This is a genomic window from Pseudoalteromonas shioyasakiensis (assembly GCF_001550135.1).
Taxonomy (GTDB): Bacteria; Pseudomonadota; Gammaproteobacteria; order Enterobacterales; family Alteromonadaceae; genus Pseudoalteromonas; species Pseudoalteromonas shioyasakiensis.
The window spans coordinates 19587-35599 of record NZ_LRUE01000001.1 but is presented as its reverse complement, the minus strand read 5'-3'; the positions used below and the strand labels follow the sequence as shown (position 1 = coordinate 35599).

General features: G+C 42.0%; 13 protein-coding genes. All 13 read left to right on the top strand.

All coding sequences use genetic code 11. From position 1 onward, the window contains the following. Positions 1 to 56: 56 nt before the first annotated feature. A complete protein-coding gene (locus tag PASHI_RS00125) occupies positions 57 to 437 on the top strand; it encodes a hypothetical protein (RefSeq protein WP_062564157.1) in 381 nt (126 codons plus the stop codon). Between the two features lie 79 nt (positions 438 to 516). Then, positions 517 to 945 carry a hypothetical protein gene (locus PASHI_RS00120; RefSeq protein WP_062564156.1) on the top strand — a complete coding sequence of 143 codons (429 nt, stop codon included), beginning with the start codon at positions 517 to 519 and terminating at the stop codon, positions 943 to 945. A gap of 14 nt (positions 946 to 959) precedes the next feature. Further along, positions 960 to 1520, top strand: coding sequence for a hypothetical protein (locus tag PASHI_RS00115; protein ID WP_062564155.1), 561 nt, complete (start codon positions 960 to 962; stop codon positions 1518 to 1520). Beyond that, positions 1520 to 2173, top strand: a complete 654-nt coding sequence (locus PASHI_RS00110; protein WP_062564154.1) for a phage adaptor protein — start codon at positions 1520 to 1522, stop codon at positions 2171 to 2173. Before PASHI_RS00115 ends, PASHI_RS00110 begins: the two co-directional genes overlap by 1 nt. A gap of 1 nt (position 2174) precedes the next feature. Next, positions 2175 to 5099 (top strand): hypothetical protein, encoded by a 2925-nt coding sequence (locus PASHI_RS00105; RefSeq protein WP_062564153.1) that lies wholly within the window; start codon positions 2175 to 2177, stop codon positions 5097 to 5099. After that, a complete protein-coding gene (locus PASHI_RS00100; protein ID WP_062564152.1) occupies positions 5089 to 5727 on the top strand; it encodes a hypothetical protein in 639 nt (212 codons plus the stop codon). The genes PASHI_RS00105 and PASHI_RS00100 overlap by 11 nt, the downstream gene beginning before the upstream one ends. 6 nt (positions 5728 to 5733) lie before the next feature. Next, the gene (locus PASHI_RS00095) at positions 5734 to 6063 is read left to right on the top strand and encodes a hypothetical protein (protein ID WP_062564151.1); all 330 of its coding nucleotides are present in this window, start codon (positions 5734 to 5736) and stop codon (positions 6061 to 6063) included. Between the two features lie 39 nt (positions 6064 to 6102). Further along, positions 6103 to 7728 carry a hypothetical protein gene (locus PASHI_RS00090; RefSeq protein ID WP_062564150.1) on the top strand — a complete coding sequence of 542 codons (1626 nt, stop codon included), beginning with the start codon at positions 6103 to 6105 and terminating at the stop codon, positions 7726 to 7728. Further along, positions 7728 to 14195, top strand: coding sequence for a rhoptry family protein (locus tag PASHI_RS00085; protein WP_062564149.1), 6468 nt, complete (start codon positions 7728 to 7730; stop codon positions 14193 to 14195). Before PASHI_RS00090 ends, PASHI_RS00085 begins: the two co-directional genes overlap by 1 nt. Before the next feature lie 137 nt (positions 14196 to 14332). Then, positions 14333 to 14659 (top strand): hypothetical protein, encoded by a 327-nt coding sequence (locus tag PASHI_RS00080; RefSeq protein WP_156426434.1) that lies wholly within the window; start codon positions 14333 to 14335, stop codon positions 14657 to 14659. Continuing rightward, positions 14656 to 15312, top strand: coding sequence for a hypothetical protein (locus PASHI_RS00075; RefSeq protein ID WP_062564147.1), 657 nt, complete (start codon positions 14656 to 14658; stop codon positions 15310 to 15312). The genes PASHI_RS00080 and PASHI_RS00075 overlap by 4 nt, the downstream gene beginning before the upstream one ends. An 11-nt stretch (positions 15313 to 15323) precedes the next feature. Next, positions 15324 to 15773 (top strand): hypothetical protein, encoded by a 450-nt coding sequence (locus PASHI_RS00070; protein WP_062564146.1) that lies wholly within the window; start codon positions 15324 to 15326, stop codon positions 15771 to 15773. Then, on the top strand, positions 15773 to 16009 hold the full coding sequence (locus tag PASHI_RS00065) for a glycine zipper domain-containing protein (RefSeq protein ID WP_062564145.1): 237 nt from the start codon (positions 15773 to 15775) through the stop codon (positions 16007 to 16009). Before PASHI_RS00070 ends, PASHI_RS00065 begins: the two co-directional genes overlap by 1 nt. Positions 16010 to 16013 lie beyond the last annotated feature (4 nt).

The following is a 16013-nucleotide window of genomic DNA, read 5'->3' as shown; positions in this document are numbered from 1 at the left end:
TCAAAGGCGGTTCACGCCGCCTTTTAATTCTAACTTTTTAAATAGTGAAAAAGATTATGAAAGAAACATTTTATCGCGGTGCGCAAGGTAATTTGTCATTACATGTGCTAACGCTATCGCTAGCTGCACTAGCAGCGGGTTCAACGGTCATTGCAGCTGAACAACTGCCTATCGGTACACAGGTAACCGGTATTCGCGTGATTAATAGCGCGCTAGGTGCTGACACAGAGCTAACGACAAAACTCGTTGATTCAAAAGGTATTGAAAAAGAGCTGTCAGTTGTTGATACGGTTGCTGCCGGCACTGATGTGACGCCTGTAAAACCAATCTATATCGGTGATGCAGGACCGAGTGATTTGGTGATTGAAAACTCAGGTACGGGTGCTGCTACTGGTGAAGTAACACTTCAACTAGAGTATCGATTCAAAGGCTACTAAAAGCTATTTGATGTTGTAATTAAAACCCTGCAAATGCAGGGTTTTTTATTTTGAATTACTGACTTATGGAGTCATTAGAATGGCTACGAATATTGTTTATATTGGTTCAAAACCTGTAAAGAAAGATACGGTGTGTGGTACGCGCCTTATTTTTAAACGTCACGAACCTATTCCGGTAGATGATGCATTAGCGCCACGCTTTTTAGATTTTCCTACCGTGTGGGTAAAGGAAAGCCAGTTAGAAGGCGTTATTGAGCGACAAAAAATGATAGACAAACTGGCTGAAGAAGAGCGACTTGCTGCAGAAGAAGCCGCTAAGAAAGCTGAAGCTGATGCCAACATGGTTGTGATTGTTGAAGGGGAAGAAGTTGATCTTGCTAAGTACAGCTCAAAACAGCTAGATACCTTTGTTGTTGCGCATGAATTAGAAATTGAAGGCCCTAAAAAGCCAGTAGATGACTACCGCAAAAAAGTGCGTGATGCATTTCGTACTTTAACGAGTGAATAAAGCGAGGAATAATCATGGCTCAGCTGTCTACCTTGATCCCGCTTGTTCGAGAGCGTTGCGGTGGCGTTCTTGACAAATTTGCACTTGATCACCTTAAACGTGCATATCAAAAGTTTTGCGCAGAGTCCTTGTATTTGGCTTGCTCACAACAATTCAATCAAGGTGAGGCAGCACTGTTAACCATTGATGATGAGCATTCGTTTGGGGGTGTTAGTTTTGTTCTCGATACTAACGGCCATGAGCTAGAGCGGGGTATTGATTACAACGTATCAGTGAATGGCGAAGTATTTCTAACAAAGAATACCTCAGTCATTAAAGTGTTCTATTACATTACACCGCTGTTTTCACTACCTGATGATTTTAACGCAAATAACACGCTGATCAGTAAGTACGCTGATTACCTTGCCGATGGCGCAGCATCAACACTCATGAAAATGCCTAACACCCAATGGACTGATATTAATTTTTCAGAGCACTACCGTCGCAGCTTTATAGACGGTTACCGCCTTGCATACCGCGAAGCTATCAATGCGCTGGACGAACAGCGACCAACTAAACCTAGAGAGTTTTACTAATGGCTATTGTCACATCAAAAGAAATTACTACGCGAGTAAATAAGTTACTAAACGATCCGGGCTTTGTTCGCTGGCCTGAAGAAGAGTTATTGAATTACTTGAATGATGCGCAGCGTGCGATTGTTCTACGCCGTCCTGATTCATATAGCATTGATATTGATGATTTTGCATGTGTAGAAGGTACTAAACAAGCACTGCCAGCAGATGCGCTGCGATTGATTGATATTACTCGTAACGCAACCGGCAAAGCTATTCGAGGTCCATATAACCGTCAAGTGCTCGATGATAATCATGAGAACTGGTACGCAGGAACTGATGCTGCAGAAGTTCAGCTCTATATCTATGACGAACGTGTTCCAAAAACCTTTTACGTTTATCCAGGTGTAACAGCTGGCGTTCAATTAACACTAGCTTATTCAAAAGCACCGGCGTCAATTAATATGACTGCTCACAATGCAAGTGAAGTCATTGCATTAGATGATATATACGTCAACGCCATCATTGAATGGATCTTATACCGTTCTTATATGAAAGACGCTGAATATGCAGCAGATCCAAATAAGAGCACTATGCACTTACAAGCTTTTGAGAACCAGCTGGGCCAGAAAAATCAAGCTGATAGTGCAATGATGGGTCAGCAGAAGGGGCAGTAAGATGACAGCAAGTGCAGGCGCGTGGTATCGCGTAGGAACAGTAAACGTAACTGGTGGTAGCCAATATGTAATAGGTGTAAGTACTAATTGGCAAAATGATGTTATCTCGATTGCAATAGGTGATATTTTTACGCTTGATGCTAAAACGTGGTACGAAGTAACTGCTGTAAATAGTGATACAAACATTACATTAGATCGTGACTTCGAGGGAGTCACTTTAAACGGTCAAAGCTATGCAATTGTGCGCAATACATCCGGCACAATCCTAACGCGTATTGCGGGACAGATATCAGTACAGTTCAATCAAAAGCAGCTGTTCTTAGATGAATTACGCACTTGGCTAAACTCTGATAATGCTAGTGAGCCACTTACTGATAGCCACGGCGTTAAACAGTCCCTAAAAACGCCTGCGCAAATGGTTCGTGATCATGATGATAAGTTAGCTAATTTAGATGCTATTCACCCTTACCCTTGGGCCTTTAGAAAGGCTTCAATGGATGCTTATATAAAATCCGCTAAAGAACGATTTGCTGCTTCTGGTTTCATCCACAAAGGCAAACATAACGGCACCAATAGCAATAATGTAAATCAAGGTCTTCAAGCTTTTGGTAGCTTCACTGTCGAAAGCCAGGCAAATCTGCTTCTACTGGGTCGAAACAAGAAAGAAGCAAGTACTGATGCCATTTCAAAAACGGATTATCCTGTATTAAATATGGCAGGTGTAGCGATTAAAGTAGGCTTACAACAAAGTTTTGATTATCACTATGCCGCTGCAAAGTTACCACCTGCAGAAGAAGGTTTAAGAACGTATGACTCGGCAACAGGCTTAAGCATCTTACATGCGACCCCAGCAATTGCCTTTGCTAGTGAAACAGAAACCAACAAGGTTGTTATTGACCGTGAAGATATGTGGGGCTTCGAGCTATTTCTTCGTGAAATCAATGACCAAGACCCTTTTGTATATCGTTGGGGTAACTGTCAAAACCGTTCGGGTAATATTAATGGTGTACCAACAGAGTACGACACTGTTAGACCAGCCGAGTACTTTGCATGGTATAAGGGAGATGCCGAAAGTCGGGGTGTTGGCGTCAATTGGCTACAGGCTGCAGAGAGCGAACGTAAAAAAATTGCCTCTGATTTTGACAATCTAATTTTCTTTGATGACCAAACAGGCAAGTTTTATCAGTGGACGCTTCGCGGTGTCTCATACGCTGGCATGGGTAATGGTAGTTGGCTTCAACTCGATACTAATAAGGGAACCCGTCAAGATTTAGCCTTTGCTGATATGGTTAGAGTAAAACCACGCGGCAAACAAGACGACATACCAGACCACTTAGCGGCTTGGAACTCACCAGATGCTAACTCAGGATTTTATATCAGCAATCGATATGGTAACGGTGTAGTTCATATTGAAAATGAACAAGGTATTTTCGAAGCGAATATTGGTAACGGTACATCACCATTTTCTGCAGGTGGCCACAATGGTCATTGTTATTTATTAGTATGTGGCACTGTACGTCGATTAAACGCAGGTGGTCATCACCCTAGCCTTAACCCTATGGGTACCAGAATGTTTATATCGTCAGCCCAAAATGCAGGAGTGCACTGGGACAGGCCTCTTTATAAAAAACCACTAACAACTGCAGATTGTTTTGATATTGGAACTTTAACATCGGGCGCAGCCGTAGCAACAGGCTCAGGTAAAATTATCTCAGGCTTGAGTGGTCGAAAAGATGGTCGTTATTTCGATGCCATTTATGCTGAAGGCCAAGGTGGTGTAGCAAGGGATATGCGCTATTCTGCTTGGGGCTTAACTAAAAAGGACTTTTGCGAAGCAGATTTGCGATACAAAGCAGGTTCAGAGCGCGGGTTAGGTTACGTACCGTTCACCAAAGTATATCAATCAGCTACCAGCGCCGATAACAACACCTATATTGATTTCCTGAATGATGAAGCTACAAACTTTAAAGTTGGTGATGTTGTTTATTGTGAGACTGCGACAGGAACATATAAAAAAGCCTTTGTTACACGTATAGGTGAAAAGTTTGTCCAAACTACAACAAACAATGGTTGTAAACCTAACGGGCTTGTTGTTCACACCACGAAATCATTAACGCGTGTTGGTGGTTACTTTTTATGTAACGATGTATTTGCTGACCCTGCAGATATCCTTCAGTGCACAGATTTAGTTAATGGTTGGCAAGGTGGTTGGTGTGAACAAATACCAGATGGAACGGTGAAATTGTTTAAATTCACCCACCCAGTTAACGGGTTAGACAAATACTTTAAATCTTGGCGTCACAGTGCTGATTTAGGTGTTACGTGGTCTGAAACCTCATACGCTGACTTATCAGGCAAAGACGGTGTAAATAGTGGCCGTTATTTCACCCCAACGGCAGGAACAGTTCACATTGCGGAGTATCAAACAAAGAGCTGCTTAACTGTAGCATCTTTAAGGAATGCACCTATAGATTTAGCGAATAGTTTTGGTGTGTTTGTATCTTCAACTTACGATGACCTGTTTGGTAGCGATTTACAGTTTTCATTAACGGGGCTGATTGGTCGTTCAACTCTCGAAGACGCAAGGGGCGCAACTATCCCACTTACCCGCCATGTAACAGTGAACAATAACAATGGCCGAATTTATGCCAGCAAACCACCACAGCATGAAGTAATCAACCAGCCAGCTCCAACGAATGATTCTACAGGTGTGAAAGCATTAGGTTACCCAGTAGAAGTGTCTTCACAAGGTTATATCGAATATGCCTATGCAGCACTTAAGTACTCAAATGGTAGCTGGAATGATAACGGGCTGATTGGTATTGCCGATAGCGAGTCAACACGAACAGACTTCGACGGTAATAGCTTGCCGTTCGGAACACATAATACTTCAGAGGCATTAGGGTGGATGAAAAATGATAAGTAAACTAATTGATTTTGTTGTTCTAAATGAAGACGGCATCGAGCCATTATTAAATAACGGTTTGCCAGAGCTAAAACCAAGACCCGACACTAAGTTTATCAGCGAGCTTGAACATTTAATTGCAACGGGCGCTAACTTAGAAATCACAACGCTCTTTGCTGAGTTGGTGAGCTTGGGTGAGCAATGGGATTGGGCTGAACGTTATTACGACTATCTAGTTGAACTAAACAAAGTCGAACAGTACAACGCAAACTTGCCTGACCCAATTCCAACCGAAGAAGGCGCATTGATTGAAGCTGAACCTAAAGCGATGCCAACGGAACCCCTGCGCCCAGCGGTAAGAACCGTTGATAACGTGCTTGAACCTTATCAAAAGCAGATAATGAAAATTCAAGGAATTGAGTTTAAAGGCATTGATGTATCTCTTAATGAGTCTAATCAAAACGGGTTATCAGCACTAAAGAGCGCCCTTGAAATTGCAAAAGAGTTTGAAGTTGATGATGAATTTTTTCCTATCAATTTTAATGCTGAAACATGTGATGGAACACAGGTATTAACTCTTGTTGATGAAGCAGAATTTAAAGAGTTTGGTTTGCAATTTATTATGGCTAGAAAAGCTTTTTTTGAGTAGGTGAGTATGGAAAGTATTAAAACTTTAAGAACGTTAACGGGCTACATTTTATGTGGCCTTTTATTTATCGGGCCATTTATCATTTTATCAGCATCCGCGTTGTTTGGCAGTGTCTGGGCTTTTAATAGTTTATACAGTATCGACATAACTATTTGTAGTATTTGCCATGGCTCCAAGCTTGAATCTATTTCCGCTCGCAGCTACAGGTTGAGGCAGGATAAGCGTTACAACTATCAAATGCTCATTATTGATTTTTTAGCTAAGCCCTTCGATGGTGATAATCACTGCTACAAAGCTTACAAGTGGGAGAGCAAAGTAATAAAACTCAAGCAATAACATCACCTTTCAATTTCAACTTACATAAAGCGAATTACAATGCCTGCGATCACTGTTAAAACTTTTGCCGGTGAACGGCCGAAACTCGATCCTCGTTTACTTCCCAATGAATCTGCATCTATCGCATATGGTTGTCATTTTAATAATGGCAATCTATCCCCGCTAAAACGTCCAGCCTTGACAGGTATCGCGGTACTACAAACAGCAAAGACAATATACCAATACTTAAATGAAAACTGGTTTGCTTGGGATAAGCACGTTCATGCGGTGCCAAGTCCTATCGCAGATGATCCTTGGCAACGTGTGTATTTTACTGGCGATGGATACCCGAAAGTAACAAATAACGAAATATTCAGTGGCTCAAATATGCCTGCAGCATCTTACCGATTAGGCTTGCAAGCGCCAGAGGTGCCAATTATAGCGTCTGTAACTGAGGGAGTTGACGAAAACGAAGATGGTGCAAGCATTGACCCTAATGATGACGAAACAAGGTATTACACTCATACATTTGTCACTGCAGCAGGTGAGGAAGGACCACCAGGTGAAGCTTCACAGAGGGTTGAAATTAAATATCCTGATGAAGATAGCACCTATGTAACGCTGGTATTTTCCCCGCCGAACGTGAACGCATCAAACATAACACATAGGCGTATTTATAGAACAGCAACTGGAGGTGGCTCAGCTGATTATTTATTTGTGGCTGAAATACCAATCTCGCAAAACGCTTTCACTGATGATATTCAAGGAGAAGAATTAGGTGCGGCACTTAATACATACGACTATGAAATGCCAAACGAAGCTATGATCGGATTAACGTCGATGGCGAACGGTATTCTTGCTGGCTTTTTTGATAGCACAGTTTGCTTTAGTGAGGCGTACCTGCCTTATGCATGGCCGAGTGATTATCAGCAGACTACAGAGCATGACATTGTGACAGTTGCTGCCCTAGGCAATACATTGGCGGTACTAACTAAAGGTTACCCGTACTTGTTCAGTGGTATCACGCCCAGTGCAATGGCAGGGCAAAAATTGGAATTTAATCAAGCGTGCGCAAGTGGGCGATCAGCAGTTATTGTTAATGGCTCGCTGATCTATGCAAGTCCAGATGGTTTAATTTCATTGTCAACAAGCGGCCTTAGCATGCTGACCAATCAAATAATTACTCGCGAACAATGGCAAGAGTATGAGCCTCAAACAATAGAAGCATATCACCAAGAAGGGCGCTACCTCGCGTTCTACGGGGAAAATTTAGACAAAGGTTTTATATTCGACCCAAACACAGGCGATTTTAGGCATTTTACAGCAACTGCAGACTGTGGCTTTAACAGCTTAGTTGATGATGCGTTATATACATGCCAAGGAGGAAATCTAAGCAAATGGGAGTCTAGCCCTTCTGTTATGAGTTATCAGTGGCGGTCTAAGGACTTTGAGGCACAAGACATAAGCTTTGCTTGTGGCATGGTTAAAGGCGTTAACATTAACCAATCAGGTTTACGTATTTTTGCTGACGAAATAGAAGTGTTGCACCTTGAACCCGGTAAAATCCCTAGCGCAGCGTTCAGGCTTCCTCCAACTCGCGGCGATTCTTGGGCGTTTGAGGTTTATGGTAGAGGGACAATACACAGTGTTTCAATTGCAACGACAATGCGTGAGGTTGTGGCTTAATGGTAAAGAAGCTAAAGAAAAGTGATTTTCCTGGTATTGGCCGACAAAGTGGCAAGCAAACGCAAAGTGCTTTAGCTGAAAATATAGAGTTACTTACAGGTCAACGTGGCGACGGTCAAAATAGAGCTTTATTAGTTAAAGATTTGGTTAACCTTGATCAGATGAAACTTGATGCACTGAGGCAAAGTGCTAAAAGTGGCAATACTAATGGAGGTGGCTTACCTATCATAGTTGGAGGCGTAGAGCGTCCTCATAAGCCCGTTAACCTTTCGGGCACTGGTGGATTTACTTTCATTGCACTTACTTGGGATAGCCCAACATATCGCGGCCATGCTTATGCTGAAATTTGGCGCAGTGAAACCGACTCATTTAACAGCGCTGTACTTATTGCGACAGAAGTGACCGACGTATTTAGTGATTCAGTTAATATGGGGGCTGAATATTATTATTGGGTCCGCTTTGTAAATGTTGCAGATATGAAAGGGCCAACACAAGGTGCAGCCGGTTTGAAAGTGGTAACACAAGAATCCGCGGCTATGATCCTAGATGAAATTGGCGGCTTGATCGAAAAGTCACATTTAGGTGATTTCCTCACCTCTGCCATAGACTCTATCCCAGATATTGAAAACTTAATAGACAGTATAGTTTTAAAGGAAATACCATCACTAAAAGTTGATATTGACCAATTTGAAATTGATATTGCTGAGTTACGCACCAATGTCGATCAGTTTCTTATTGATATTCCAGAGCTAAGATCAGATCTTGATAAAGTTAGTCTTGTAGAGATACCTGCGTTAAAGACTGATATTGACCAGTTTAAAATTGATATTCCCGTTTTGCGTGAGAATGTAGACCAATTTTTAATTGATATACCTAGTATTCAAGGTGCCGTTAGCAATATACAAGTAGAAATACCTAACATTAACAACTCGATCAATGCTTTAAACGTTGAAACTGAAAATGCTAAACAAAGCGCCGATGAAGCTAAAAACAGAGTTGAATCAATTGAAATAAGTAATGACGATTTAGCAAGACAGTTAATAGATGCGGCTCTTATTAACGACGAGAATTGGCAAAATAACGCGACTAAGTTTGTTCTGTTTGAGTCTGAACTTAATAACATGAGCGCTCGGATAGAGGCCGAGTTTCTAACCAAAACAGAAGCTAATGAGGCTATTGCCGCTGCAGCGGAAACAATACGTGTAGAAATTGAAGAACATGGCACATCATTAAGCGGTGACATATCAAATACGTACTACACAAAAGCAACCACTGATCAGGCGATAGTAACATCAAGAAATCAGCTCAAGGCAGAAATAGAAGATCCTGAAGGTACTAGTGTAGGGGCCCTACTCAATACGCAATATTACACGAAGGTTAATACCGATAGTGCTATTAGTCTATCCGCTCAGCAACTAAAGGCTGAAATCGAAAATCCAAGCGGTAATAGCTTGGGCGCTTTAATTAATAATGATTATTATACAAGCGTCGAAACTGACAGTGCTATCTCTGCATATGGTATTCAGCTTAAGGCATTGATTGAAGATCCAGAAGGGGATAGCTTAGGAGCTTCACTCCAAACAAACTACTACACAAAAACGGACACGGATAGCGCTCTAAGCCAACTAACTACAAATCTTGAATCAGCCATTGAGATAGCAGGGCAAGATACTGAAAGTCGCATACAAGCCACATTAGACACGCAGTATTACACCATCACTGAAACTGATAGTGCAATTAGCCAAGCTACTACACAGTTAAAATCACAAATTGACGGTGAGATAAGTGCGACATTAACCAGTGATTATTTTACGAAAGCAGAAACTAACGAAGCAGTCACTACAGCATCGCAGTTGCTCAAGTCAGAAATTGAAGATCCAGAAGGGAATAGCTTAGGCGCAACGCTTATCACTGACTACTTTACGAAGGCAGATACCGAAGCCGCTATATCGCGCTCTATTTTTGAATTGAACAGCCGGTTTGACCCGCTGGCACAAGCTGTTATTGATAATGCGCTAGCTAATGATGAAGCACACAGCAAACAACAAGTTATAACGGCCAACATTCTACAGCAACAGCAAGTTACTACGGATGAGACAAAAGCGCTTGCAGAGTCATTAACTGTTATTGAGTCGCAATTCAATGACAGTAGCGCTCGCATAACAGAGTTAACCAAGTCATTTTCAGATAGCTTGGCAGCAAATGCACAAAGCACGTTCCAACTACTTAGTACGATAAATGAAAACAAAGCATTCTTAGAAACAAATTATCTTACAAAGGTTGATACTGAAGAAGCCATAAGCCAAGCTGAAACGCGATTACAATCAAGCATAAACGGCACAAGTTCTGACATTTATCAAAACTTCTACACAAAATCGCAAACAGACAGCGCGATAAGTACAGCAGTAACCGTGCTGGGTTCAGCCATAGATAGCGATATAGGCGAAGTTTCCGCAGACTTACAAAACAACTATTTCACAAGCATTGAAACAGATAGCGCTATAAGCCAGGCAACGCAGCTTTTAAAAAGTGAAATAGAAGATCCAGAAGGCAATAGCATTGGCGCTATATTAATAAGCGACTATTCGACAAAAACAGAAATAGACAACGCTATAAGCGAAGCGTCCCTTCAACTGAGTAGCAGCATTGATGATTTAGAAGCCAGTATTTTTGATAGTGTTTACACTATTGCTGGTGCTGATGAAGCGATTGCAAATAGTGTTACAGCGTTGAGATCAGAACTAAACCAAGCCATTGATAATGGGGATATCGAAACACTGCAAGCAGTCACTGCAGATTTACAAAGTAATTACTATACGAATGTGACTGTTGATAGTGCGATTGCTCAAGCCACAACTACGCTAAAAAGTGAAATCGAAGACCCTAACGGTGACAGCCTAGGCGCTGAGCTGTTTACTCAGTATTACACCAAAACCGATACAGACGGTGCACTTGCTGAGTTAAATACACAGATCAGGGCTGAAATGGACCCGTTAAGCCTAGCTGCGATTGAAAATGCGTTGGCGAATGATGAATCAAACAGCCAAAGACTTCTATTTGAAGCAGAAATAATATCCAAACAACAAGCGCTTGTTGACGAACAAGGGGCTATTGCTGAATCTATATTTGCACTACGCTCCGAATTTGGAGATAGCCAAGCAGAATTATACAGGCTTGAAGAAGCGTTTGCTGGAACTGCTTTGGCGACAGCTAAAGAGGTTACGCGATTAGAGTCATCCATAGACGGCGTATCAGCAACATTATTGAACAGCTATGACACATCGGCAACGATAGCCGAAGCGATAACAAGCGCATCGACAGCGTTAAGAAGTTTAATTGAAGATCCAGATGGAAATAGTGTAGGAGCGAACTTACAGTTAAATTATTATACAAAGACAGATACTGACAGCGCTTTAAGTGAATTAAACACGCAACTTCAAGCATCAATAGATGGCGTGAGTGCTGATATTTACGAAAATTTTTACACGAAAGCGAATGCTGATAGCGCTATAAGTTCTGCGGTAACGGCGCTTCGATCCGACGTTAAAACTGATATTGGGCTAATTAACGCAGGTTTAGACCAAAACTATTACACTAAAACAGAAACGGATAGTTCTATTACACGGGCGGACCAATTACTAAAAGCCGCAATTGAAGATCCTGAAGGTGAGAGTTTAGGTGCTACCTTATTTAATTCATATTACTCAAAGGTGGCGACAGATAGCGCAATAAGCGACGCAACTACAGCCTTAAACTCAACGCTTAGCCAATTGGTTTCTGACGGTGACCAGACTGTTATTGATGAAATAAGCGCTGACTTACAAGTTAACTACTACACCAAGACAGTAACGGATCAGGCGATTGCTGATGCAACAACACAGTTACAGTCAAATATTGATGATGCAAATGCTGATTTATATGAAAACTTTTTCACGAAGTCTCAAACAAGCAGTGCCATAACAAATGCTACAACAGCGCTAAGATCTTCACTAACTCAAGATATTGAAGATGGTGATCAGGGCATTAAAGACGAAATAAACGCAGACTTACAAGTTAATTATTCAACTACGGCAGAAACCAACACAGCCATTAGCCAGGCAACCACTGCGTTAAAAAGTGAAATTGAAGATCCAGACGGGGATAGCTTAGGCGCTACGCTCTTTAATGATTTTCAAACAAAAGCGGACGCAGTAGAAGCCAGTGCAAGCACCAGCCAACAGTTAAGAGCCGAGTTTGAACCAAGTGCACAAGCGATTATCGAAAACGCGCTTGCTAATGACTTAGAAGGTGAAAGACGGATATTTGCCGAGGCTGACTTAATCCTCAATCAGCGTGTGCTTGCTAATGAGCAAACTGCTCTGTCTGAAAGTGTTTTTGCTTTGAATGCGGCTATAGATGAAAGCAACGCAGGCTTATACCAACTGCAAACAGCGTTTGCTACAAAGGCGCAAGCCACAGCACAAGACTTATTAAAGCTTGATAGTGATGTAGGTGACGTTAAAGCAGATTTAATAAACAACTACCTTACAAGCGCTAGTGTAAACGAAGCAATTGCAAGTGCTGATCTTGCGTTGCGTGCAGCGATGGAAGATCCTGACGGTGATAGTATCGGCGCTGATTTACAAACGAAATACTATACGAAAGCCGCAGCTGATAGCGCCATTAGCTCAGCAACAACGCAATTGAAAAACGTAATCGAGGACCCAGGCGGCGACAGCATAGGTGCTGATTTATTTGTTAACTACTTAACAAAGGCAGAAACTAATGCTGCAATTAGCGAAGCTAAAACGCTTTTAAATTCGACTATTGATGATCTTGAATCAGACTTGCAGGTTAACTATTCAACAACTGTGGAAGTGGATGCAGCAATAAGCGAAGCATCAGAAGTTTTAAAATCTAACATCGATAGCAACCATGCAATGCTGGTGTCTGATTATTACACGAAAGTTGCTACAGATGGCGCCATAAGCTCAGCAATCAATGCTCTTCAGTCTAGTTTTGATAGTGATATCGATTTCTTGGTGTCGGACTTACAAACCAATTATTACACAAAAACGGCTGCAGATAGTGCTATAAGCAATGCGACAACGCAATTAAAAAGCACCATAGAAGATCAGGCTGGTAGCAGCATAGGCGCGGATTTATACAACAACTACTATACAAAAACAGCAGCAAACAACGCTATTAGCACTGCAACAACAACGTTAAAATCACAAATTGAAGATACTAACGGTTCAAGCGTTGGCGCTAGCCTGCAAACACTTAGTCAAACAGTCGCGACAAACGAAGGTGTTTTTTCATCGCTTTGGGGAGTTAAAACGAATGTTAACGGCTTGCAGTCTAGTATTGGCCTTGTAAATGATGGTGTGGAACCTATATTTGCGGTGAAGGGCGCGAAGTTTGCTGTTATAACAGATCAAGATCCTACTAACTTAACTCCTGTATTTGCTGTTTCTGACGGCAAGACAGTTATAAATACGGCAGTAATTGACCAAGCATTTATTCAAAGCTTAGTTACCGATGAGTTGCTATCAAACCGTGTAGTTGTAGGCTCTCAATTAAGCTCTCCATCTATAAACTATAATCCGAGTACGGGAGCAAGAAGTAACAACTTCTCGATTGATCCTAATGGCAATATGCTAGCTAAAAGCGCAACTCTAGAATCAGTCACTATAAAAGATAGTAGTGGCAATGTAGTTATGTCGTCTGCAGGGGCTATACCATCATCTAAAGTGACAGGGCTAGGGACATTTGCGAGTAAAAGTTCACTAAATTACAGTGAGTTAGGTGGGAAGCCTACACTTGGAACTCTAGCTGCAAAAAACTCACTCTCTTTCAATGAGCTAACAGGCTACCTTGATTATGACGAAATAACAGGAAAACCCGTGCTAGGCCCGTTTGCTGGACTTAGTAAAATCCTGAGCTCAAATGTTAGTACATATATTGCAAATGGTGCAATTGGCAGTGCTCAAATAGATCAGGCTTATATCAACACTTTATTTGGTAATAATGCCAGTTTCTATGGAACTGTTTACGCTGCAAACATAGAGGGTGATGTAACTGATTTAAGGGTTAAGACATCATCTAATGTTAACGCTACAACTCATAGCCAAGAATACACGGTGATAAGTTTTACCATAGCAAGTTTGCCATTTGCTCGAAGTGTTACAGTAAGTGGAATTAAGATTATTGGTAGTCACGGATTCAGCGCTGCACCCGAAGCGGAGGTATTGCTGTATGTGTCCGGTTTCAGCGGCGCACAAGATTCATACACGCATGCATTTAGTGGTGATGATGGAACGCGAACTGCGGTAACCAAAACATTAGCGGCAACAATACCAGCGAACTCTAGTAGAACAGTAACATTGAAAATCAAGAAGACATCAACTGAAGGAACGCAGACCGTTAACGCACCTGCGCAAAGTATTATTTGCCAAACCTTCAAAGATGGCTCAACGATTAGTTAATGGCAAAACCCCCCAATATAGGTTAGTATTTTTACATAATGGACAAATCGTATCTGCAGTGTGTGTCATGGGCCAACCACCGTGACCGGCTTAAAGAGCCAATAACGCGAATAGGTAACACGGCGAACGAACCCAACTTGTTCAATGAAATAGATAAAGCCTGCTCAAATGAGTGGGCTTTTTTGTTTGTGGCGCCCGATGGCTTCGTTGTTTTGAGGCCGCGTTCGCAAATGAAACATGAGTATATCCAAGTGTGCGTTGCTTCCTGTCATGGGGGCGATGCAATCAACCGGTATCTCTATCACATCATTCGCCTTGCCAAGTGTGGCCGGGCATCCTTCATAGAGTTTTCAACAGCACGTAAAGGTTTTAATAAAGTCGCACCGGCTTATGGTTGGCGTCGATTTTGTGTGCGTGACGGTTTAGTTGTCTGGCGGCATTTTTTAGAGGTTTGTAAAGCATGAGTAAATCAGGCGGGGATATTAAAGAGACTGAGTACGAGAAAGAACTCGCAAAAGTCTATGCAGAAGAATGGGCTTACTATCAAGACAGCATAGTTCCATTTGAAAATATGGTTATTGATGACGCTAAAGAAGCGAATGATGGAAGTGTTTATTCAGACATTGCTGAAAGTGCAAACCTTGGCGGTCAAAAAGCATTCACAGATGCAAGAACAAGCACAACTACGAACTTAGCTGCAAGTGGTGTTAATCCAAACTCTGGTAAATTTAAAGGCACATTGAGCGACTTAAGCGACAAACAATCAGTTGTATCAAGTGACACCACAGCACGGTCACAGGTGGCAGGCCAAGAGCGCTATATAGATAAAATGAGCAATGTAATGGCGATGGGCCAAGGTCAATCTCAAGAGGCAACAGCGACCTTAACGGATATTGCACAAAGCTCACAGCGTAAAGCCTTCAATGATGCAAATATCTCACAACAACAAAGCGACAACTTACTTGGCGCAGCTGGTGCAATAGCAGGTGCAGGGGCTAGTTATTACAAGAACCAGCCCGCTGTAGACGCAAACAATGCCAACACAATCACCTATAACGCAACGACTAACAGTAGCTTGCTCGACGATAGCAATATCAACGCAACGAGAACAACTTAGGAGATAACATCATGGCAGACACACCAGCAACAACAGACGATCCATTTGATCTTTATGCCGTCGATTCCAGCCAAATACGCACGGGTCGGTATCAAGATGCGTTAGCAGATCTAACACGCCAACAATTCGAAGATTACAAAAAGCGTTACCTTCCAGTGCAAGAAAAATTATTTTCGTTAGCAACTGATGATTCGCTATTAACGGAGCAGCTTGAACGAAATCAGCAGAACATTGATAGCAACTTCAAGATTGCTAAAGAAAGTGAAGACAGGCAGTTAGCACGTTTTGGTGTTAGCGCAGCAAACAGCAAGCAAGATAATAACAATAACAACCTGCTCAAAAGCCTCACAACGGCATCTGTGAATAATGAAACACGCAGTTCAGTAGATGATCTGCAAAACAAAATACTAACCGGTCAAGGTGGTGCTACAAGCACGCTTGCTGATATAGGAAACGTCTAATGTCTTATTCAATTATGAACGCAGGCCAAAGCACTAAGGCCAAATCAACTCAGTCACTCAAAACGCTCTCAGATATGGAGCAAAACCGAGAAATAGCAAATGACCAAGCTGATCAGGCGCAAAAAAATTCGCAAATGAGCGGCACTGCAACCGGTGCAATGATTGGCACACAGATAATGCCAGGCTGGGGCACTGCAATTGGTGCTGTAATTGGTTTTGCTGCTGGTTCTTTATAAGGGG

Bases quoted from the DNA above. Each gene is read 5' to 3' on its own strand.
- PASHI_RS00090 (WP_062564150.1), top strand. From the start codon at position 6,103: ATGCCTGCGATCACTGTTAAAACTTTTGCCGGTGAACGGCCGAAACTC.
- PASHI_RS00100 (WP_062564152.1), top strand. From the start codon at position 5,089: ATGATAAGTAAACTAATTGATTTTGTTGTTCTAAATGAAGACGGCATC.
- PASHI_RS00120 (WP_062564156.1), top strand. From the start codon at position 517: ATGGCTACGAATATTGTTTATATTGGTTCAAAACCTGTAAAGAAAGAT.
- PASHI_RS00070 (WP_062564146.1), top strand. From the start codon at position 15,324: ATGGCAGACACACCAGCAACAACAGACGATCCATTTGATCTTTATGCC.
- PASHI_RS00105 (WP_062564153.1), top strand. From the start codon at position 2,175: ATGACAGCAAGTGCAGGCGCGTGGTATCGCGTAGGAACAGTAAACGTA.
- PASHI_RS00065 (WP_062564145.1), top strand. From the start codon at position 15,773: ATGTCTTATTCAATTATGAACGCAGGCCAAAGCACTAAGGCCAAATCA.
- PASHI_RS00075 (WP_062564147.1), top strand. From the start codon at position 14,656: ATGAGTAAATCAGGCGGGGATATTAAAGAGACTGAGTACGAGAAAGAA.
- PASHI_RS00115 (WP_062564155.1), top strand. From the start codon at position 960: ATGGCTCAGCTGTCTACCTTGATCCCGCTTGTTCGAGAGCGTTGCGGT.
- PASHI_RS00125 (WP_062564157.1), top strand. From the start codon at position 57: ATGAAAGAAACATTTTATCGCGGTGCGCAAGGTAATTTGTCATTACAT.
- PASHI_RS00110 (WP_062564154.1), top strand. From the start codon at position 1,520: ATGGCTATTGTCACATCAAAAGAAATTACTACGCGAGTAAATAAGTTA.
- PASHI_RS00085 (WP_062564149.1), top strand. From the start codon at position 7,728: ATGGTAAAGAAGCTAAAGAAAAGTGATTTTCCTGGTATTGGCCGACAA.
- PASHI_RS00095 (WP_062564151.1), top strand. From the start codon at position 5,734: ATGGAAAGTATTAAAACTTTAAGAACGTTAACGGGCTACATTTTATGT.